Genomic DNA, 17,439 nt, shown 5'->3' with positions numbered 1-17,439 from the left:
CAGGTCGAGCCGCGACAGCTGCGCCGCCAGGGTCCCGCCTTTGCCGATCCGGGTCTCCTCTTCGAGGCGTGTCACCAGACCACGCTGACCACGGCACGGACTGATGAACTCGCCATCATTGATCAGGTTCTGCAGGGCGAGATCCACCTGCCCCCCCATGCATGCACCGTTGTTCAGGTCCAAGCCCTGCCGCGCCTGTCGAACGGCAAATATGATTTTAAGGCGATGGACGGTCTCGCGCCATCCCGCGAAAAAGCGCCGTCATTCGAGGCGATGTTCGAAGGGTTCAACAACGAACCGTTCAGCCTCCGTAAGCTAACCGCCTTCCTGGGCCTCGCCTCGCGACGGATTGCGCACCATTGCGCGGACATTCTCCTTCTCGACGTCGCGGCCACCAGCATCTTCGAAATCTTCGAGGAGTTTGGCACGGAGAGCCCAGATAGGATCGGGCGAGAGACAAGGTTTATCGACATCTCAACGGACTCGCTCTCGTTCGTTAATGCCAGCATCGCACTGGAAGGATATCTCGGCTTCATCCCCCCGCGCTGGGATCAACTCTCGCTTGCCGAACTGGAGGAACTCAAACATGTCGCCCATGTTTAAGACGCGGCGCATGGAGGCAGGAGTCGTCCTGCGTGCGGCGGCGATATCCCTCGTGGCGCTGAACCATGCCAACCCCGATATCGACCAGGTTTTGGGATTTAACTTCTCGGGTGGCATGAGCGTCCTGATGGCGCTCTCCGGCTATTTTTTTGCGAAGTTCGTGCTTGACGCTCCCTCGCTCCCACAGATGCGGCATCGATTGATCGGCTTCGGGCGATCCATCCTGCTACCCAGCTTCTTCATGGTCTTATTCTTCTTCATCATCTTACGTAAATTCGATGTTTTAGAATTATTGTTTATCCGAAACCTCTTCACGGACGGTCGAATATCCAAGTTTCCGACCTGGTATCCGCAGGTCATGATGCAGATCCTGATCGTCGTCTACATCCTGTCCTACATCGGTCTCATCCGGAATTTCGGTCGGAAGCTACTCCCTTATTCCGTCGTTTTGCTGTTTGTCGCATCCGTGTTGCTACGATTTTATCTGGACAACTATTCAGATGGTCTGGACCATCCTACACTGCCCTACTCCCGGTTCTGGAATTTTTGCCTCGGCTGGTGCTTCTACTTCTTTGCCGATCCCTCAAGGACTCCGAAAGGAAACAGGGTCGCGATGGCTGCCCTGGCGATTGCCAGCAGCTTCCTCGTTTACGGGGCCGCCAAACTACCTGCCTACTGCCTCATTGCGGGGACCCTTATTTTCCTCTTTGTAAGGGACATCGCAGTCCCCGCCATCCTGCACAAGCTCATCACGATCGTCGCCATGGCAAACCTCCATATCTTTCTCTGGCACCGCTTCTTCTTCGAGATTTACGAGGACATCATGCATGTCACCGCCCAAGGTGGGTTCGGCATGTGGCTATTCGGAATGTCGGCAAGCGTCGTTCTGTGGATTGGGTGGGAGGCGGCAGTCCGAACGGCGAGGGAGTTCGCATTGGCATCAACCTCCCTGAAATCGAAAGTTATTCCTTCCGTCCGAAGCCATACTCTCCCGGCAAGCTAGGGCAGGAATTAAGTGAAATGCGACCAAATTTAACAAATGATTGCTGAGATGTTTTTCTTTTGATACAAAGAACATGAATGCACCTTGGCAGAAGGTACGCGTCTCATGACAGACGGGAATTTTGATGTACCTGTTACAGGAACGCCCGTCATTCTATACGAGCTAAATGAGGTATCCTGGCAAGTTGTTGATTGGTACATTGGAAGAAATCCTCATGGGAACTTCGCGAATATTTTAGGCATGTCGAGATCCTACACCACTGTTACGACAGATGTGGGGGAACTTCATCCCTGGGTAACGTGGCCGACATTGCATCGGGGGGTGGACAATCGCAGCCATGGAATTGAGTTCCTTAATCAGGATCTGACGAGAGCGAGCGAATTCCCGCCTGTGTGGGAGACCGCCGCCAAAGCCGGGAAGCGGGTCGGTGTTTTTGCAAGCCTGCAATCCTATCCTCCCCCGCCCGACGACGCGTACGCCTTCTACATCCCCGACACTTTCGCGCCGCAGCCGGGCACGATCCCGCCCGAATGCAGGCCGTTCCAGATGCTCAACCTTCGCCAGACAGCACTGGATGGGGGGATCGTCTCCGACGTGAAACCGAGCAGAGAGCTCGCAACACTGATGCTCGGCCTGGTTCGGATCGGCTTGTCTTTGTCGACCGTTCTCGCTCTCGCGCGGCAGGTCATTCTTGAAAAGATCAATCCACTTTACAAGTCGCGTCGCTCGATCATGCAGGCGCCGATCGCCTTTGATGTCTTTAAGCATCTTCTGCATCGGACCAAACCGGAGTTCACGACGTTCTTCACCAATCATGTCGCGGGCATGATGCATCGATATTGGAAGCATGCTTTCCCGGAGGAATTCCAATACACTTTGACCTCCGATGAAGACAGGTTGAAGGCGAAGAATATACAGCGGGCGATGGATGTCGCGGATTATCAGCTAGGTTATCTGCTTGACTATATCACCCGGACTGATGGAACCTTGATCGTCGCGAGCAGCATGGGACAGGAAGCCGTTTTCCGCTCCGGCGGCGATCAGGCCCGCATCATCGACGTTCCAGCCTTCGTCCGGGCAATCGGGTTTAGCGGAGATTATCGTTCGAACCTCGCAATGCACCCGGATTTCAATTTCGAGTTCGACACGCCGGAGGATGCGGGGCGTTTCGCGTCGCTGGTGGAAGCTGCGACATTCGCCGGAGGAAGACGCCTCTGTTACAAGGTCAACCTTGTAAACAGGACCCTGAATTTCGGATTGGCGCAGCCGCCGGAAGGCATGGACAATTATGTGGAACGCCCCTCCGGCGGCGGCGTGAAGGAGAGGATTTCCTTTGCGGAGGCCGGGATCAAGCGATTCAAGCGCGACGTCGGCACGGGATATCACCAGCCCCGCGGCATCCTCCTTTGGCACCGGCCGGGAGAGGCGAGCGACGCTTCGAGGGAAGTCATCCAGAGTACTGCTGTGCGGGCCATGATCCTTTCCGCTCTCGGCATCGCTGTGGAGCCAAAGTCTCCGCTTCCCTCCGATAGAAACCCCACCCGCAACGAGGCCGAACAAGTGGATGCGTCCTGACCGTCCGCTCTGACAATGAGATGCGATGTGGATGTCATCATTGGTCCTTGCATCTTGTCAGCCGACCATGGGACGGTCTCAACGCTGGAAGCCGCATGGTCCCGGATCCACGGTTCATACGAAAATGTCGAACAGCGATAAGGGCAGCGGCGCTATACGGCCTGCGCGCTGCGGGTAATGCACCCAGCTTGCGCGCCATGGCTTAGCGCTCCAAATGGCTTTCAACCGGAAGTCCAGCGCACGATGTCCGCCTTCTCTATCTCCAAGGCATCAGGCAGGATCCGTGGATCGGTGATGGTCAATTTATTTCGATACCGTGATGATATGACTCTTAGAACCGCCTTCCGCGCGTGAAGGTGCCTCCGACCGTGCGTTCAGCGGGGCTGTTCATCAGCCAGTCCGCACACTGATAAAAAGGGGCTTGGCAAAGGGCGAGATCGCGATGTGCAAGTCGGCACCGCCGTCTACGCATCAGGCTTCATCCATCGCAGGTCTGCGACCGTAGTCACTCAGACGTCATGGTCCCGGTCTAACGGCGCACCGCGGTGCAGCGTAAATGCGCGCGCCATTTCCCTTCAGATTTCGCATTCTGAGGAGTGCATCGTGCGTACCACCGTCAGAGCTCGCTATGAGCTGGCCCAGGAAGATGACATCCGCGATGAGTTGACCCGCTTTGTCGCCCGGCGACTGCGCAATGGCAATGACGAAGAAGATATCGTGCAGGAGACATATCTGCGCATCTACCGGTACCGGCAGACCGGCACGATCGCCAATCTCAAGGCTTTTTGTTTTTCTGTCGCGCAGAACCTGATCAACGATCATTTCCGCCGTCTTTCGCGCATGCCTGCCACTTGCCCCATAGAGGAAGATTTTATCTGCCCCATGCCGCGCATTGATGAGGCCTTGCTTCATCGCGAGCGGGTGGAGGCGATCGTCGCCATCCTGAAGAACATGCCGCCGCTCAGACGGGAAATCTTCCTCCGCCGTCGACTGGACGATCATCCACCCGCGGTTATCGCCACCGACCTAGACATGCGGCAATCGGCGGTGGAAAAGCATGTCTTCCGTGCGCACAGCGACATAAGACAGGGTCTCGCCAAGCGGAAACTGACCGGTTGGAGCAGGATCTAGCCATGCGTGACGACAGCCTATCGCGAAGCGACGCCCCCATCGATGAATTGGCGCTCAAGGAAGCGCTAACGCGCGTCCATGACGGCGGGCGCCTGTCCAATGATGATATCCGCAAGATGCGCGCCAGCCGGAAGGCAGCCATAGCGGGCGGCCTCGGCGCGGTCGTTCTGGCCATCACCGGCCTCACCATCTTTCGGTCGCCGGTCAATACGGCCGCGGAGTTCAGCACGAAGCCCGGAGAGCGGCGTGACGTCCGGCTGGAAGACGGGTCGTTCGTGCAACTCAGCGGCGCAAGCCATCTGACTGTCACCATAACGAGCCGGGGCCGCTACGCCCGTCTGATCGCAGGGGAAGCGCGGTTCGACATCGCGCACGATGCCAGCCGCCCCTTCATCGCCCATGCCGGCCGAGCCGAGGCGCAGGTGCTGGGACGGTGTTCGACCTTAACGTAACATCCGCCAGCACCAGTCTCGCCGTGGCGCGCGGAGCGGTTCTGTTGAAGCCGGTCGGGTCGCCCCAGGCGGTCACTGTGCGTGCCGGTTGGCAGAGCCTCGTCCACGACACCACCGTCGACCGCCCCAAGCCGTTCGACGCCTCCCGTCCCGACTGGCGGGAAGGATGGATCGATACTGACGGCATGACGCTCGGCACGCTGGTCGAAATTCTGAACCGGCAGGGCGGGATCGTCATCAGTGCTCCGCCAGCGGCGCTGGCGGCGATCCCGATCATGGGGCGCTTTCGAACGGATCGGCCGGCCGCACTCCTCTCCGTCATCGGCAAGGCGAACGGCTTCGATGTACGGGCCGATCAGGGAATCTTGCGCTTCCACAAGGCATTATAAGAAAATTCTGCCTGCCAGACTATGGGCTGAAAAAACAGTGTCCGGCTTTGGCGATCCCCGCGTCTTTCGAAGGAGAGCACATGATGGTGCTCGCAAGGGGATACGACATGGGGTCTCACATTTCTCACCGTGCATTGCACGTCGCCATCGCCATTGCCGCCACGGCGGCGCCCTGTTCAGCGCATGCGGAAGCGGGGAGCTTTGCCAAAAGCTTCCAGTTCGCCATTCCGCCCGGAAATCTGTCCGCCGCCCTGTCGGCGTTTTCCGCAACGACCGGGCTTCAGGTCGTCGCCTCGTCCGGGGACGTCGGCTCCCATATGAGCGCCGGCATATCGGGCAAGTACAAGGCGTCCGATGCCATCGCCCGCCTCCTCGCCAAGTCGGGCTACACCGCCAGCCTGGTCGGCGACATGGTCGTTCTGCAGCAGGCCACGGCGTCGCCGCGCGCGATGCCGATCGCCCTGCAGAGCGCCGGCGGCGCCGGCACGTCCCGCCCCGACGCTGACGAGAGCGAAGCGGCGGAAGGCGATCGGGACATCATCGTCACGGCGGAGCGTCGCGAGCAGCGCCTGGTCGACGTCCCCGTCGCCCTGTCGGCCTTCGGCGGCGAGCAGCTCCGCAATCGCGGCGCCGACCGCCTTGTCGACCTGGCGAGCCAGACGCCCGGCGTCCTCGCCACGGTGCAGGTGTCGGGTGGTGACATGCCGACCTTCACCATCCGCGGCGTTGGCTTTGACGATTTGCGCCCCAACGGCAATCCTGCAACTTCGCTCAACATCGACGGCATCTACCAGGGGTCGGCCATCCTCGCGACCGGCCAATTTTTCGATATCGAGCGGGTGGAGATCCTGAAGGGGCCGCAGGGAACCCTCTATGGACAGAATTCGACCGCAGGTGCGATCAACATCCTGTCCCGCCGTCCGGGCGACAAGCTGAACGGCTATGTCAGCACCGAACTGGCGACCTTCGGCACGGCCCGCATGGAGGGCGCGGTCGGCGGCCCGATCTCGCCGATCGTCAGCGCCCGTATCGCCGCGCTATACACCAGGACGGACGGCTACATGACGGACATCGGCAATGCCAATGCCGTCGCGACCTTCAGGCCGCCTGCCGGCATCCCGCCGCTGCCCGTTACCGGCATGAACCGTGACGTCGCACGATCCGAAAGCATCGCCGGCCGCGCCATCATAGAGATCAACCCGTCCGACCGGACCGAAATATTCCTGAAGGTCAACGGTACGAAGCAGACCGGCGGGGCATTGCAGCCCAGCCGCAACGTCACCCAGAACGGCTTCGCCCCGAACGCGCGATATGAAGTCGATTCGGACGTGCCGACAAAGCTGAACGTTTCCGGCTATGGTATCACCGGCAGTCTGCAGCAGAGCGTCGGTGACGATTACACCTTCGTCCTGACAGGCGGATACAGCCATGTCTCGCACCTCGCGATCTACAATGGGGACGGGGTGCCTATCCGTTTGATCAATATCCTCTACGGCGACAAAGACGATCAGGAATATGCCGAGATTCGGTTCCAGAAGAACGACACGTCGCGGTTCAGCTGGATCGTGGGCGCGACGGCATTTCACGACGACGTTCGCATCGACCAGACCTTTACGATGCTCGACACGACGCGCGGCATCATCCAGGGCGATTACACGCAAAAGCGGACAAGCTTCGGCGTCTTCGGGGATGGAACCTGGGCGTTCGACTCCGGATTCAAGATCGGCGGCGGCCTCCGCTACACGCATGACAAGGTCGACTTCAATGGCCTGACGCAGGGCCTCGATCCCTATGGCGTATCGCTTCTCCCGGCCATCTTCCCGCTTTTGCCCTATAAGTTCGATCGTAACATCCGAAAGTCCCAGGTGTCCGGCCGTATCTACGGCAGCAAGAATTTCGGCCCTTCCTCGTCGATCTATGCGTCCATCAGGCGCGGGTATAAGGGCGGTGGCTTCGATGCCACCACGCCCAGCAACGACCTCGAATCCGCGCCGTTCGGTGCCGAGACGGTCTGGTCCTATGAGCTGGGCTTCAAGATCCTTCCCCGCCGTGCCTTCCTTCAGCTTGAAGGTGCGATCTTCTTCAACGACTACAAGGATATTCAGACGACGGCGGTCACGCAGATCACCACTGCCGCGGGCGTCCTGTCCGGCGGCACGCGTGTCAATGCGGGCGACGCCCAGAGCTGGGGCGCGGAACTGTCCGCGACCATCAGGCCGACCGACGATCTGAAGCTGGAAATCTCCGGCGCCTATCTCGGCAATGAGATCAAGAAGGTCATCTCGACCAATCCCGTCGAACGCCTGCGTCGTGCGGATGCGCGGCTTCCGTTCACACCGGGCGTTAGCCTGAACGGTGCTTTCGAATATACCATCCATGCCTCGGATACGATGGATGTCATCCTCGCGTCCGACGGTCAGTATCTGTCCAAATATTATTTCGACATCGACAACTTCGCCGTGACCAAGTCGCGCTTCATAGGCAATGCGCGCGTAGAACTACGGTATCAGAACAATATCTCCGCCACGGCCTGGGTCCGCAACCTGACCGACACATACTATCCGCTCTCCCGATTCAACTCCGCCACGACCAGCACCGACCTCCCGGCGGCCCCGCGCACCTATGGCATCACGCTTGGATACAAGTTCTGAACCCAGCGCAATGTGGGTGCGGTGAATCTGATTTCACGACCGATATCAAAGCCCATTCATCAAACACCACCTTCATCAGGAGATCTTATGGTTAAGCATAGAAACTTCCGCGCAATGGTTTCCGCTCTCGCTATGCTCGCAGGGCTGTTCACCGCCGGAGAAGCTTCCGCCGAGTTCGTGACGCAATCCGATCAGCGGCCGCCGTCGCCCGCGCGTCTGATCTTCCCCGATACGAAGGACGGACATCATATTTTCGCCGGCGACCTGCACCTGCACACCGTATTCTCGGACGGCTCGGCCTGGCCGACGCTTCGCCTCGCAGAAGCGGCGCATGACGGGCTTAAGTTCGTGTCCTTCACGGAACATGACATCATCACGCCAAAGATCCGCGACACCGGCACCAACAAGAACCGCAGCTATGAAATCGGCCGCGCGTTCATCTCTTCGGGCATGCTTGGCCTCGGCGGCATGAAACTCTCGCTCGGGTCGGAGATCACGCGCGCGATCGGGCATTTCAATTGTCACTTCCTCAAGGATGCAAATGCGCTGAACCCGGGGAAAGTCCATTACAGCACCTTCAAGCAGACGGGCGGGCAGCTCCGGGTCGACTGGAACCGGACCAGCGCGGACGAGAAAGATCTGGAAGCACGGTTCCGCGAAGCGAAGCGGCAGGGCGCCATCTGCCAGTGGAATCATCCGACCATCCCCTCCTCCTCCCCTGGTGAGGCAGTGGTGACGCCGTTCCTCGAACGGATGTTTTCAGAGGGTCTGCTGTCGGGGATTGAGGTTGCGCAAAGCGATTTCATCCACCCCAGCGCGATGGACGTGGCCCTGAAATATAACCTCTATATCGCGGCGACTACGGACGCTCATCTCGGGACCGCGTTGGAGCAGGAGGCGGCGGGGATGGATCACCGCGTCGCCACCCTGTTCCTGACGCAGGGAGAGGATGAAGCGGCCTTCAAGGATGCGCTGGAAAAGCGTCGTACGGTCGGCCTCTTCCGCGACACTTTCTTCGGCACGCGCGAGAATGTTCAAACGGTGATGAACGCGGTCCTGAAGATGTCGTTCACCAAATATTCGCCGTCAGAGTTTCTGATCGGAAACTCAGGCGAGATGGAGATCGCGAATGCTGGCCCGATCGACGTCGAGCTTGAGATCGTTCAGCCGGACTTTCGCCTGCTGAACTATCCGCGCTTCGTGAAGATACCGCATGGATCGAAAGTCACGCTGAAGGCGCTGCGCATCGACGGCCCGAACTTCAAAGGCCTGAAAGTCCGCGTGATCAATTCGCTTGTGACATCGCGTGACCAGCTGGAATTTTTCCTGGAGGCGCAGCCGTTCGATCTGAACGCCATCACCGGCAAGGGTACGCTGAGCAACATCCCCGACGATCTCGACGGCTGGATGTAAGACGGCTGAATGTTCGGCGGCCATGGGTCTTCGGATCCATGGCCGTTTGCATGTCATGCAAGCTCGCGCACCGCTTGCTGCCTCTTCTCATGCCGCGCAAACTCGCCGAGGGCATCCGCAAGAGACGGCAGGTGCGCCCCGCGCCCCGTCGCGAGCGGTACGCGGGAGGGGCGTGGCGCCATTTGGTTCAGGCGGGCGCCCGGCACGGCGCGGATCAGATGCCGGGGCAGGTTCAGGCTGTCCGCGACGGCTTCCGCGAACTCTGCCCATGATAGCTCCGTCTCATTGGTGAGGTGCCAGAGGCCCTGCTCACCGTCGATCAGGAGGTCGAGCGCGACCCTGACGAGATGCGGCACATAGGTCGGCGTGATCCGCTGGTCCGCCGCGGCCTCGAACGGCTGCCCCGCCGTCAGGGCGCGAGCGACCGCGACGGCAAAGTTGAACTCGTCATGGGGAGAGAAGAAGGCTGCGGTGCGAACGATGAGATGCGTCCCCGCCAGGGCGAGAAGTCCCTCCTCCATGCGCGCCTTGCTCTCGCCATAGACGTTGCGCGGGTCGGGCGCGTCGGTTTCGACATAGGCCCCTTCCGCCTTGCCCCCGAAGACGAGGTCGCTTGAGACATTGAGGGTGGCAAGCCCCCGCTCCTCCGCCATCCGCGCAAGGCGGACCGGGCCGTCGCTGTTCGCCGCAAAACAACGGGCGGCATGGCTTTCCGCCTCGTCGACCCGTACCCAGCCGGCGGCGTTCACCACTGCCCAGGGATCGTGCCGGTCCAGCGCAGCCCCGATGCTGGCCTCGCTGGTGATGTCGAGCGCGTGCCGCGCCGTCAGCACATGCGGTATGTTGCGGAGCGTACAGGCCCGCGCGAACGCTTGCCCCAGGGTTCCTGTCGCGCCCATGATCAGGAGGGGCCGACCCATGGGCGCACGCTCCCTGCAACTGTCCGCCCGGTGCTGCACGGCCGGGGCAGGACGGCGGACGGCGGGATATTCAAGCCGGATCGGCCGACGCCACCAGCCCGGCTGCGCTGCAAGCGGATGCCGTGCAGCGCCAGTGGCCAGAGCCGTGCCGAGCGCTGCGAGAGCGGTCGCGCGCGGCGTTCCGCTACTGACGTCGAATATGCCCGGCTCATAGATGCCGGGGGCGGTCAGCAGCGTGTTCCATCCGCTACTGCCGAGCAGCGACCAGAGCGTGATCGCTCGCACGTCCACGCCCTCATTGCGCAGATCCTCGGCGCAATCCCACGCCTCCGCCAGCCAGCGCAGCTGCTCCTCGCGCGTGCAGCCATTATGGACTTCGGTGACCGCGATCGGGGTCGCATAGCGGTCCCACGCCTCCTCTATCACGCCCCTCAGACCGGGCGGGGGCGGCTCCAGCACCCGGATCGCCTCGACATCGGCATAGCGCTGCCCGTCATTGCCGCCATGCGCATGGGCGGGATAGCGCTGCATGCGATGGTCGAGGAACCGCTCGCTGGTCAGATAATGGTTGATGCCGATGATGTCTGGCGGACAGGGATCGGCCGCAATGGCCTCCAGCCTGTGCTCCAGCCCGTGCGCGGCCATGCGCCGCCACAGCGGATGACCGCGCCGTACGCGCCCGAACAGCAGGTCCCATGTCGCCCAGCGCCGGATATTCTCGAACGCAGCCTGCTCGCGCAACTCGGCAGTGGCGAAGGTGCGGCCGAGATCCTCCGTCTGAACGAGCCGCGCGGCGGGATTGACCCTGCGAATGGCCTGCATCGCGAGCCGGGTTCCGTCGATCTGGTTGAGGAGCGCGCGCCAGAACGCGCCCTCGTCGCGGACATGCGGATACCAATGGCCATAAAGCGCCGAAAAGCGCGCCGTGGTGAGCGGCTCATTGACCGGCGTCCACTGGTTGATCCAGGAATAGCGCTCCGCAACGCGGGCCGCGAAATCAGCGAGACCCCGCGCGAAACCGTCATCGTCGAGGAGATGCGTGTAGGAGGGACCGCTGCCGTGATGGACAAGCCCGGCAATGACGTCGATGCCATGTGCGCGCAGCCGGTCGATCCGCGCATCCACGCCCTGCCAGAGATGCTGTCCGGGCCGATCAGGCGCAATGCATTCCCATAATATAGGATAACGGATCGTCGTTATGCCGATGTCGGCAAATAGATTCAGATCGTCGATCCGATCATAGTGGCCGCATCGCTCGAACTGATCCTGATATGTATCCCGAACCCTGTTGATGGTGCACTCCGGCCCACCCCATAATTCCAGATGCCTCTTCATCGTACATATCTCCCAGACCTTCGCCAGAACGACTGACATGGATCAGGTTTCCGCTCTCGACTTGATATCTTGTGTTATCTCTTTGAACTTGGGCCGGTTTGTACAGGAACCGGAGCGATGAACGGCGTGTTGCCGATGTTCATCATTCAGCAAGGTTCCAGACATGAGCGGCATTCCAAGCGACGTCGACGCCATCAACCCCGACAGCCCGACGGAGGGCGGCGGCACGCTCATCTGCTTCAGTCACCTGCGCTGGAACTTCGTCTATCAGCGGCCGCAACATCTGATGAGCCGCTTCGCCCGGGACCGGAAGGTCATCGTTTGGGAAGAGCCGATCCACGATGCGCCAAGTGCGACGTTGGACACCCATGTCTGCGACTGTTCCGGCGTCACCATCCTCACCCCGCACCTCCCCGCCGGCCTCAGCCGGCATGAGGAGACGGAAACATTGCGCGCCCTGCTCGACGGCGCGATCACCCGCGATCCGGCGCGACCGCTCATCTGCTGGTACTATACGCCGATGATGCTGCCCTTCTCCGACCATCTGGCGGCGGACTGCATCGTCTATGACTGCATGGACGAGCTGGCGAACTTCAAGGGCGCGCCGTCAGAGCTTCTCCCGCTTGAGCAGCGGCTGCTCGACAGCTGCGACCTCGTCTTCACCGGCGGGCACAGTCTCTACGAGGCAAAGGCCGCGCGCCATCCTTCGGTCCATGCCTTTCCATCCAGCGTCGACGCCACCCACTTCTCGACCGCCCGCGCCGCTGGTCCGGAGCCGGAGGATCAGGCGGAGCTCCCCTCCCCGCGCCTCGGTTTTTATGGCGTCGTGGACGAACGGATGGACCTCGCGCTGCTGGAAGGTTTGGCGGACGCGCGGCCCGAATGGTCCATCGTCATCGTGGGGCCAGTGGTGAAGATCAGCGACGCCGACCTGCCCCGCCGCCCCAACCTCCATTATCTGGGCGGCAAGGGCTATGCCGAACTGCCCGACTATCTACGCGGCTGGGACGTCGCCCTGATGCCCTTCGCCATCAACGAGGCGACACGCTTCATCAGTCCCACGAAGACACCCGAATATCTCGCCGCGGGCTGCCCCGTCGTCTCTACCCCGGTGCGTGACGTCGTGCGCGGCTATGGCGATGTCGAGGCGGTGCGCATCGCGGACGGGCGGGACGCTTTCGTCGCCGCCTGCGACGCGGCGCTTACCCTCTCCCGCACAAACGGCTGGCTGGCCGCCGTCGACGCGCGGCTCGCAGGGGAGAGCTGGGATCTCACGCAATGCGCGATGAGCAACCTCATTGACGAAGCGGTGCAACGCAGCAGCCACGTCTATCCCGTGGTGTCGCCTATTGGCGCAGACGGAGACCGCCCGCAATCCTATGACGTCATGGTCGTCGGGGCAGGCTTTGCCGGCGCGATCATGGCGGAACGGCTCGCACGCGACGCGGGCAAGCGGGTGCTGGTCGTGGACAAGCGGCCGCACGTCGCCGGCAACGCCTATGACCGACTGGACGATGCCGGCATCCTCATCCACCAATATGGCCCCCATATCTTCCACACCAATTCGGCCGACATCTTCGAGTATCTCTCGCAGTTCACCGAATGGCGTGGCTATGAGCACCGCGTGCTCGCGGCTGTCGGCGACCGCCTGGTACCGATGCCAATCAACCGCACGACGGTGAACAGCCTCTACCATCTTGATCTGCGGACGGAGGAGGAGGCCGCCGCCTTCCTGGCCTCCCGCGCAGAGCCCGTGGATATCGTCCGCACGTCGGAGGATGTCGTCATCTCGGCGGTGGGACGCGAACTCTACGAGACTTTCTTCCAGGGTTACACCCGCAAGCAATGGGGAATGGACCCGTCGGAACTGGACAAGTCGGTGACCTCACGCGTGCCGACGCGAACCAACACCGACGACCGTTATTTCACCGACACCTACCAGGCCATGCCGAGAGACGGCTTCACCCATATGTTCGAACGGATGCTCGACCATCCGAACATCGACCTGCTGCTCGGCGTCGATTTTACCGAAGTGCGGCAGGCCTATCCGCATCAGCACCTCGTCTTCACGGGACCCATCGACGAATATTTCGGCTATTGCTACGGCAAGCTTCCCTACCGCTCCCTGCACTTCCGGCACGAAACGGTGGATCAGGAACAATTTCAGCCCGTGGCCGTGGTGAACTATCCGTCAGAGGACGTTCCGCACACCCGCATTACCGAATATAAGCATTTGACCGGCCAGACCGCGCCGCGCACCAGCATCACCTATGAATATCCGAGCGGTGAGGGCGATCCCTACTATCCCATTCCACGCGCCGAGAACCAGGCGCTGTTCAAGCGCTACGAAGCGCTGGCGCTCGCCCAGCCCGATGTGAGCTTTGTCGGCCGGCTGGCGACCTATCGCTATTATAACATGGATCAGGTGGCCGGTCAGGCGCTTGCTACCTATCGCCGCCTGAAGCAGCGCTGGGATGCCGACCGCCAGCCCGCAGCCACCGGCGCGCGCGCCGGAACGACCGTCGTTGCCGACGCATGATATTGATCCGGCTCCCTTTTCCGTCTCGCGCGTTGTGAGCCGGACCTTTCACGAGCCAGATGGACGTCACGCGTGCTGGAACCGCAGGATGAGGTGTCCGAACGGGAGGTACAGCAGGGCCTGAGGGCCTTGCTGGTCGACGCCTCCTTCGCCACCGCCATAGGCGCCCTTAACAGCGGCGTGGTGCTCCTTGCGCTCGCGCTGCATGTCGGCGTGAGTACGGTCCAGATCGGCATATTGGCCGCCATCCCCCTGTTCACCCAGATCTTGCAGGCACCCGCAGTTTCGCTGGTGGAGCGGTTGCGCACGCGCCGCCGCATCTCCGTCATCAGTGTTTTTCTCGCGCGGCTCGCCCTGCCCATCTACGCCGTCGTGCCGTTCATCCCCGACCGTAATGTCGCCGCCGCATCCCTGATGGCGGCGGCCCTGTTGCACTACGGCCTCAACGCGGTGGGTGCGTGTAGCTGGAACAGCTGGATGCGCGACCTCGTGCCGGAGGAGGAGCTTGGGCGTTTCTTTGCCCGGCGGACCCTGTTCGGCACGGCGGTTAGCGCGGTCGCTACTATTGTCGGAGCCTACGCGCTCCAGCAGGCTGGGACGGACCGGGCTTTCGGCAACAGCATCTTCTGCGGCCTCTACCTTTTCGGCTTCGCTTGCGGTCTCGTCAGCACGGTCGCGCTCGCCCGCGTGCCGGAGCCACGTATGCCCCCCGGCAGTGACGATGTGCCGATCCGGCGGTTGCTGACCGGGCCGCTGCGCGACAGGAACTTCCGGCAGATGCTGCGCTATCTTGCAAGCTGGCAATTCGCCGTGAACCTCGCAACGCCGTTCTTCACCGTCTATTTCGTGCGCGAACTCGGCTTCGGCATGGGGTTCGTGCTGATCTTCAGCTTCATCAGCCAGATCGCGAACCTCGCCGTCATCCGGGGATGGGGCCGCCTGAGCGATCATTTCTCCAACAAGTCGGTGCTGAGCGTGGCCACGCCACTGTTCATCTTCTCCATCGTCGCCATGGCCTTTGCCAGCGATGTGGACGGCATGACAGCCCGGTCCGCCTATCTCGTCATGCTGCACATCATCATGGGCGCGGCGGCGGCGGGCGTGGGGCTGGCTTCCGGCAATATCGTGCTGAAGCTCAGCCCCGGCGGCGCGGCGACCGGCTATCTCGCCTCCAACGCCATTATCGGCGCAATCGCCGCCGGCATGGCGCCCATCATCGGCGGCTGGGCCAGCGACTTCTTCGCCGCGCGCAAGCTCACCCTTGCCGTGCGATGGACCAGCCCTGAGGGCGCGGCCGAACTCGGCGTCATGTTCACGCACTGGGAATTCTTCTTCCTCGTATCGGCCGTGATTGGCCTCTATGCCCTCCATCGCCTGAGCCTCGTTCAGGAAAGCGGCTTCACCGGCCGCAGGGAGGTGGTGTCCCACATCGTCTACTCTGCCCGCCGCAACCTCGGCAACATCTCCTCAGTGACGGGACTTCGCGAAGCGATGAGCTTCCCCGCCGGTGAACTCATCAAGCTGCGCGAGCGCAAGATGGCGATCATCCAGGGCCTGCAGGAGCGGCTGCGGAGCAGCCTCAGCCTCAGCACCAGGCGGCAAGTCACGGGATGGGTGCTGGAGGCGGGCTATGCGGTGCCCCCGCCTGATCCTTCGCTGGACGATCTGCTCGACAGGATTGCATGACGGAGGGAAGCTGCCCGCCGGCGCGACGTGGCCGAACCCGCATGGCACGGAGGATCGCAGCATGACCGTCACTGACATCGCGACACGCACCTACAACCATAATTTCCGGCTCGACCCTATCGTCCGCAGCCTGCTCGACACGGATTTCTACAAGCTCCTCATGCTCCAGATGATCCGGCACATTCATCCGGATGTGGAGGCGACATTCTCCGTCATCAACCGCACCCGCTCGGTCCGTCTCGCCGACATCATCGACGAGGAGGAGCTGCGCGCCCAGCTCGACCATGCGCGGGAGGTCCGCTTCGCCAAAAAGGAGCTGATATGGCTGACCGGCAACAGCTTCTATGGGCGGCAGCAGATGTTCAGCCCGGAATTCATTGCCTGGCTCGCCGATTTCCGCCTGCCCGACTATCGGCTGCGCAAGGTGGACGGTCAGTATGAACTCTGCTTCGAGGGTCCATGGACGCACACGACCATGTGGGAGATTCCCGCGCTCGCCATCCTCAACGAACTGAAATCGCGCGCGGCCATGCGCAACAAGGGCAGGTTCGCGCTCGACATCCTCTATGCGCGCGCCAAGACCAGGCTGTGGGAGAAGGTGGAGCGGCTGAAGCTGCTGCCCGATCTCGTCCTCTCGGACTTCGGCACCCGGCGGCGGCACGGCTTCCTGTGGCAGCGCTGGTGTGTCGAGGCGCTGAAGGAAGGGTTGAGCGACCGCTTCATCGGCACGTCTAACGTCCTCCTTGCCATGGACAGCGATCTGGAGGCCATCGGCACCAACGCGCATGAATTGCCCATGGTCGCCGCCGCGCTGGCCGGGGACGATGCATCGCTCGCCCGCGCGCCCTATCAGGTGCTGGAGGCGTGGCGACGGCATTATAACGGCAATCTGCTTATAGCCCTGCCCGACGCCTTCGGCACCACCGCCTTTCTGCGCGATGCGCCCGGCTGGCTTGCGGACTGGACCGGCTTCCGCCCCGACAGCGCCCCGCCCATCGAAGGCGGCGAGCAGATCATCCGCTGGTGGCAGGATCAGGGCGTCGATCCGCGCACCAGGCTGCTGATCTTCTCCGACGGCATGGATGTCGATACGATCGAGGCGACATACAGGCACTTCAACGGGCGTGTGCGGACAAGCTTCGGCTGGGGCACCAACCTCACCAATGATTTTCGCGGCTGCGATCCCGACGGTGACGAAGGGCTGGAGCCGATTTCCCTCGTCTGCAAGGTCACAAGCGCGAACGGACGTCCGGCGGTGAAGCTGTCCGACAATCCCGCCAAGGCGACCGGCGATCCCGCCGAGATCGAGCGCTATCTGCGGGTCTTCGGATCCGCTGGCCATGCCCCCTCGCCGGTCGTGGTTTAGCGGCGGATTTCCGTTCGCTGTCTGCGACCGGACGTGGCGCCATCAGGAATGAGGGAGGGCAGCCCCCTCCTTCCTTTTACCCGACGCTTTTCCGTCGGTACCGGAAGTACCAGACCTCAGAGCGAGAACCGGTATATCGACTTGAATTATAATAGGAAAATATGGAATTTTTCCCTTCAGTTTCGGGCATGGTAATCACCGGGCAATCACCATTCACATCGCGCTCGCGCACCATAGTGCGCGGTAGGATCGACTCTGCGCATAAGCTATCGGAAAATGCATCTACACGCGCATGGCGCGGTAGTGTCCCACGGCGTGGTGTAGGAACACCGATCCTCGGCAGGGCCGAGGATGATCAGGCTGCCAGTGCCGGCAG

12 protein-coding genes are annotated in these 17,439 nt (G+C 61.7%); 11 read left to right on the top strand and 1 reads right to left on the bottom strand.

Going from position 1 to position 17,439, the window contains the following annotated elements; translation table 11 throughout:
- The 8 genes from AC1Q5P_RS20860 to AC1Q5P_RS20825 all read left to right on the top strand — a co-directional run.
- Positions 1-603, top strand: a 603-nt coding sequence (locus AC1Q5P_RS20860) for a hypothetical protein (protein WP_492519931.1), incomplete at its 5' end; no start/stop codon positions are given.
- On the top strand, positions 587-1,606 hold the full coding sequence (locus AC1Q5P_RS20855; protein WP_036527609.1) for an acyltransferase family protein: 1,020 nt from the start codon (positions 587-589) through the stop codon (positions 1,604-1,606). The genes AC1Q5P_RS20860 and AC1Q5P_RS20855, both read left to right, overlap by 17 nt.
- A gap of 321 nt (positions 1,607-1,927) precedes the next feature.
- On the top strand, positions 1,928-3,181 hold the full coding sequence (locus AC1Q5P_RS20850; RefSeq protein ID WP_036527611.1) for a hypothetical protein: 1,254 nt from the start codon (positions 1,928-1,930) through the stop codon (positions 3,179-3,181).
- Between the two features lie 603 nt (positions 3,182-3,784).
- Positions 3,785-4,312 carry an RNA polymerase sigma factor gene (locus AC1Q5P_RS20845; RefSeq protein WP_051586981.1) on the top strand — a complete coding sequence of 176 codons (528 nt, stop codon included), beginning with the start codon at positions 3,785-3,787 and terminating at the stop codon, positions 4,310-4,312.
- A gap of 2 nt (positions 4,313-4,314) precedes the next feature.
- Positions 4,315-4,764 carry a FecR domain-containing protein gene (locus tag AC1Q5P_RS20840; protein WP_036527613.1) on the top strand — a complete coding sequence of 150 codons (450 nt, stop codon included), beginning with the start codon at positions 4,315-4,317 and terminating at the stop codon, positions 4,762-4,764.
- Entirely contained in the window at positions 4,746-5,153 is a 408-nt protein-coding gene (locus AC1Q5P_RS20835) for a FecR family protein (protein WP_155986352.1), read from the top strand. The genes AC1Q5P_RS20840 and AC1Q5P_RS20835 overlap by 19 nt, the downstream gene beginning before the upstream one ends.
- 80 nt (positions 5,154-5,233) lie before the next feature.
- A complete protein-coding gene (locus AC1Q5P_RS20830) occupies positions 5,234-7,804 on the top strand; it encodes a TonB-dependent receptor (RefSeq protein ID WP_081799111.1) in 2,571 nt (856 codons plus the stop codon).
- Between the two features lie 114 nt (positions 7,805-7,918).
- Positions 7,919-9,217 carry a hypothetical protein gene (locus AC1Q5P_RS20825; protein WP_162177404.1) on the top strand — a complete coding sequence of 433 codons (1,299 nt, stop codon included), beginning with the start codon at positions 7,919-7,921 and terminating at the stop codon, positions 9,215-9,217.
- 53 nt (positions 9,218-9,270) lie between these two features.
- On the opposite strand, the gene AC1Q5P_RS20820 is transcribed toward AC1Q5P_RS20825, so the two are convergent.
- The gene (locus AC1Q5P_RS20820) at positions 9,271-11,472 is read right to left on the bottom strand and encodes a family 1 glycosylhydrolase (RefSeq protein ID WP_036527622.1); all 2,202 of its coding nucleotides are present in this window, start codon (positions 11,470-11,472) and stop codon (positions 9,271-9,273) included.
- Between the two features lie 163 nt (positions 11,473-11,635).
- Here AC1Q5P_RS20820 and glf point away from each other — a divergent pair, with 163 nt between their 5' ends.
- The 3 genes from glf (at position 11,636) to pncB (ending at position 17,063) form a co-directional block, all read left to right on the top strand.
- Positions 11,636-14,011 (top strand): UDP-galactopyranose mutase, encoded by a 2,376-nt coding sequence (glf, locus tag AC1Q5P_RS20815; protein ID WP_228168186.1) that lies wholly within the window; start codon positions 11,636-11,638, stop codon positions 14,009-14,011.
- A 72-nt stretch (positions 14,012-14,083) separates the two neighbouring features.
- Entirely contained in the window at positions 14,084-15,697 is a 1,614-nt protein-coding gene (locus AC1Q5P_RS20810) for an MFS transporter (protein ID WP_051586982.1), read from the top strand.
- 61 nt (positions 15,698-15,758) lie between these two features.
- Positions 15,759-17,063, top strand: coding sequence for a nicotinate phosphoribosyltransferase (gene pncB / locus AC1Q5P_RS20805; protein WP_036527766.1), 1,305 nt, complete (start codon positions 15,759-15,761; stop codon positions 17,061-17,063).
- Positions 17,064-17,439 lie beyond the last annotated feature (376 nt).

The sequence above is a fragment of the Novosphingobium sp. GW835-FHT14H07 genome, from assembly GCF_058793515.1.
This window is presented reverse-complemented; position numbering and strand designations above follow the sequence as displayed.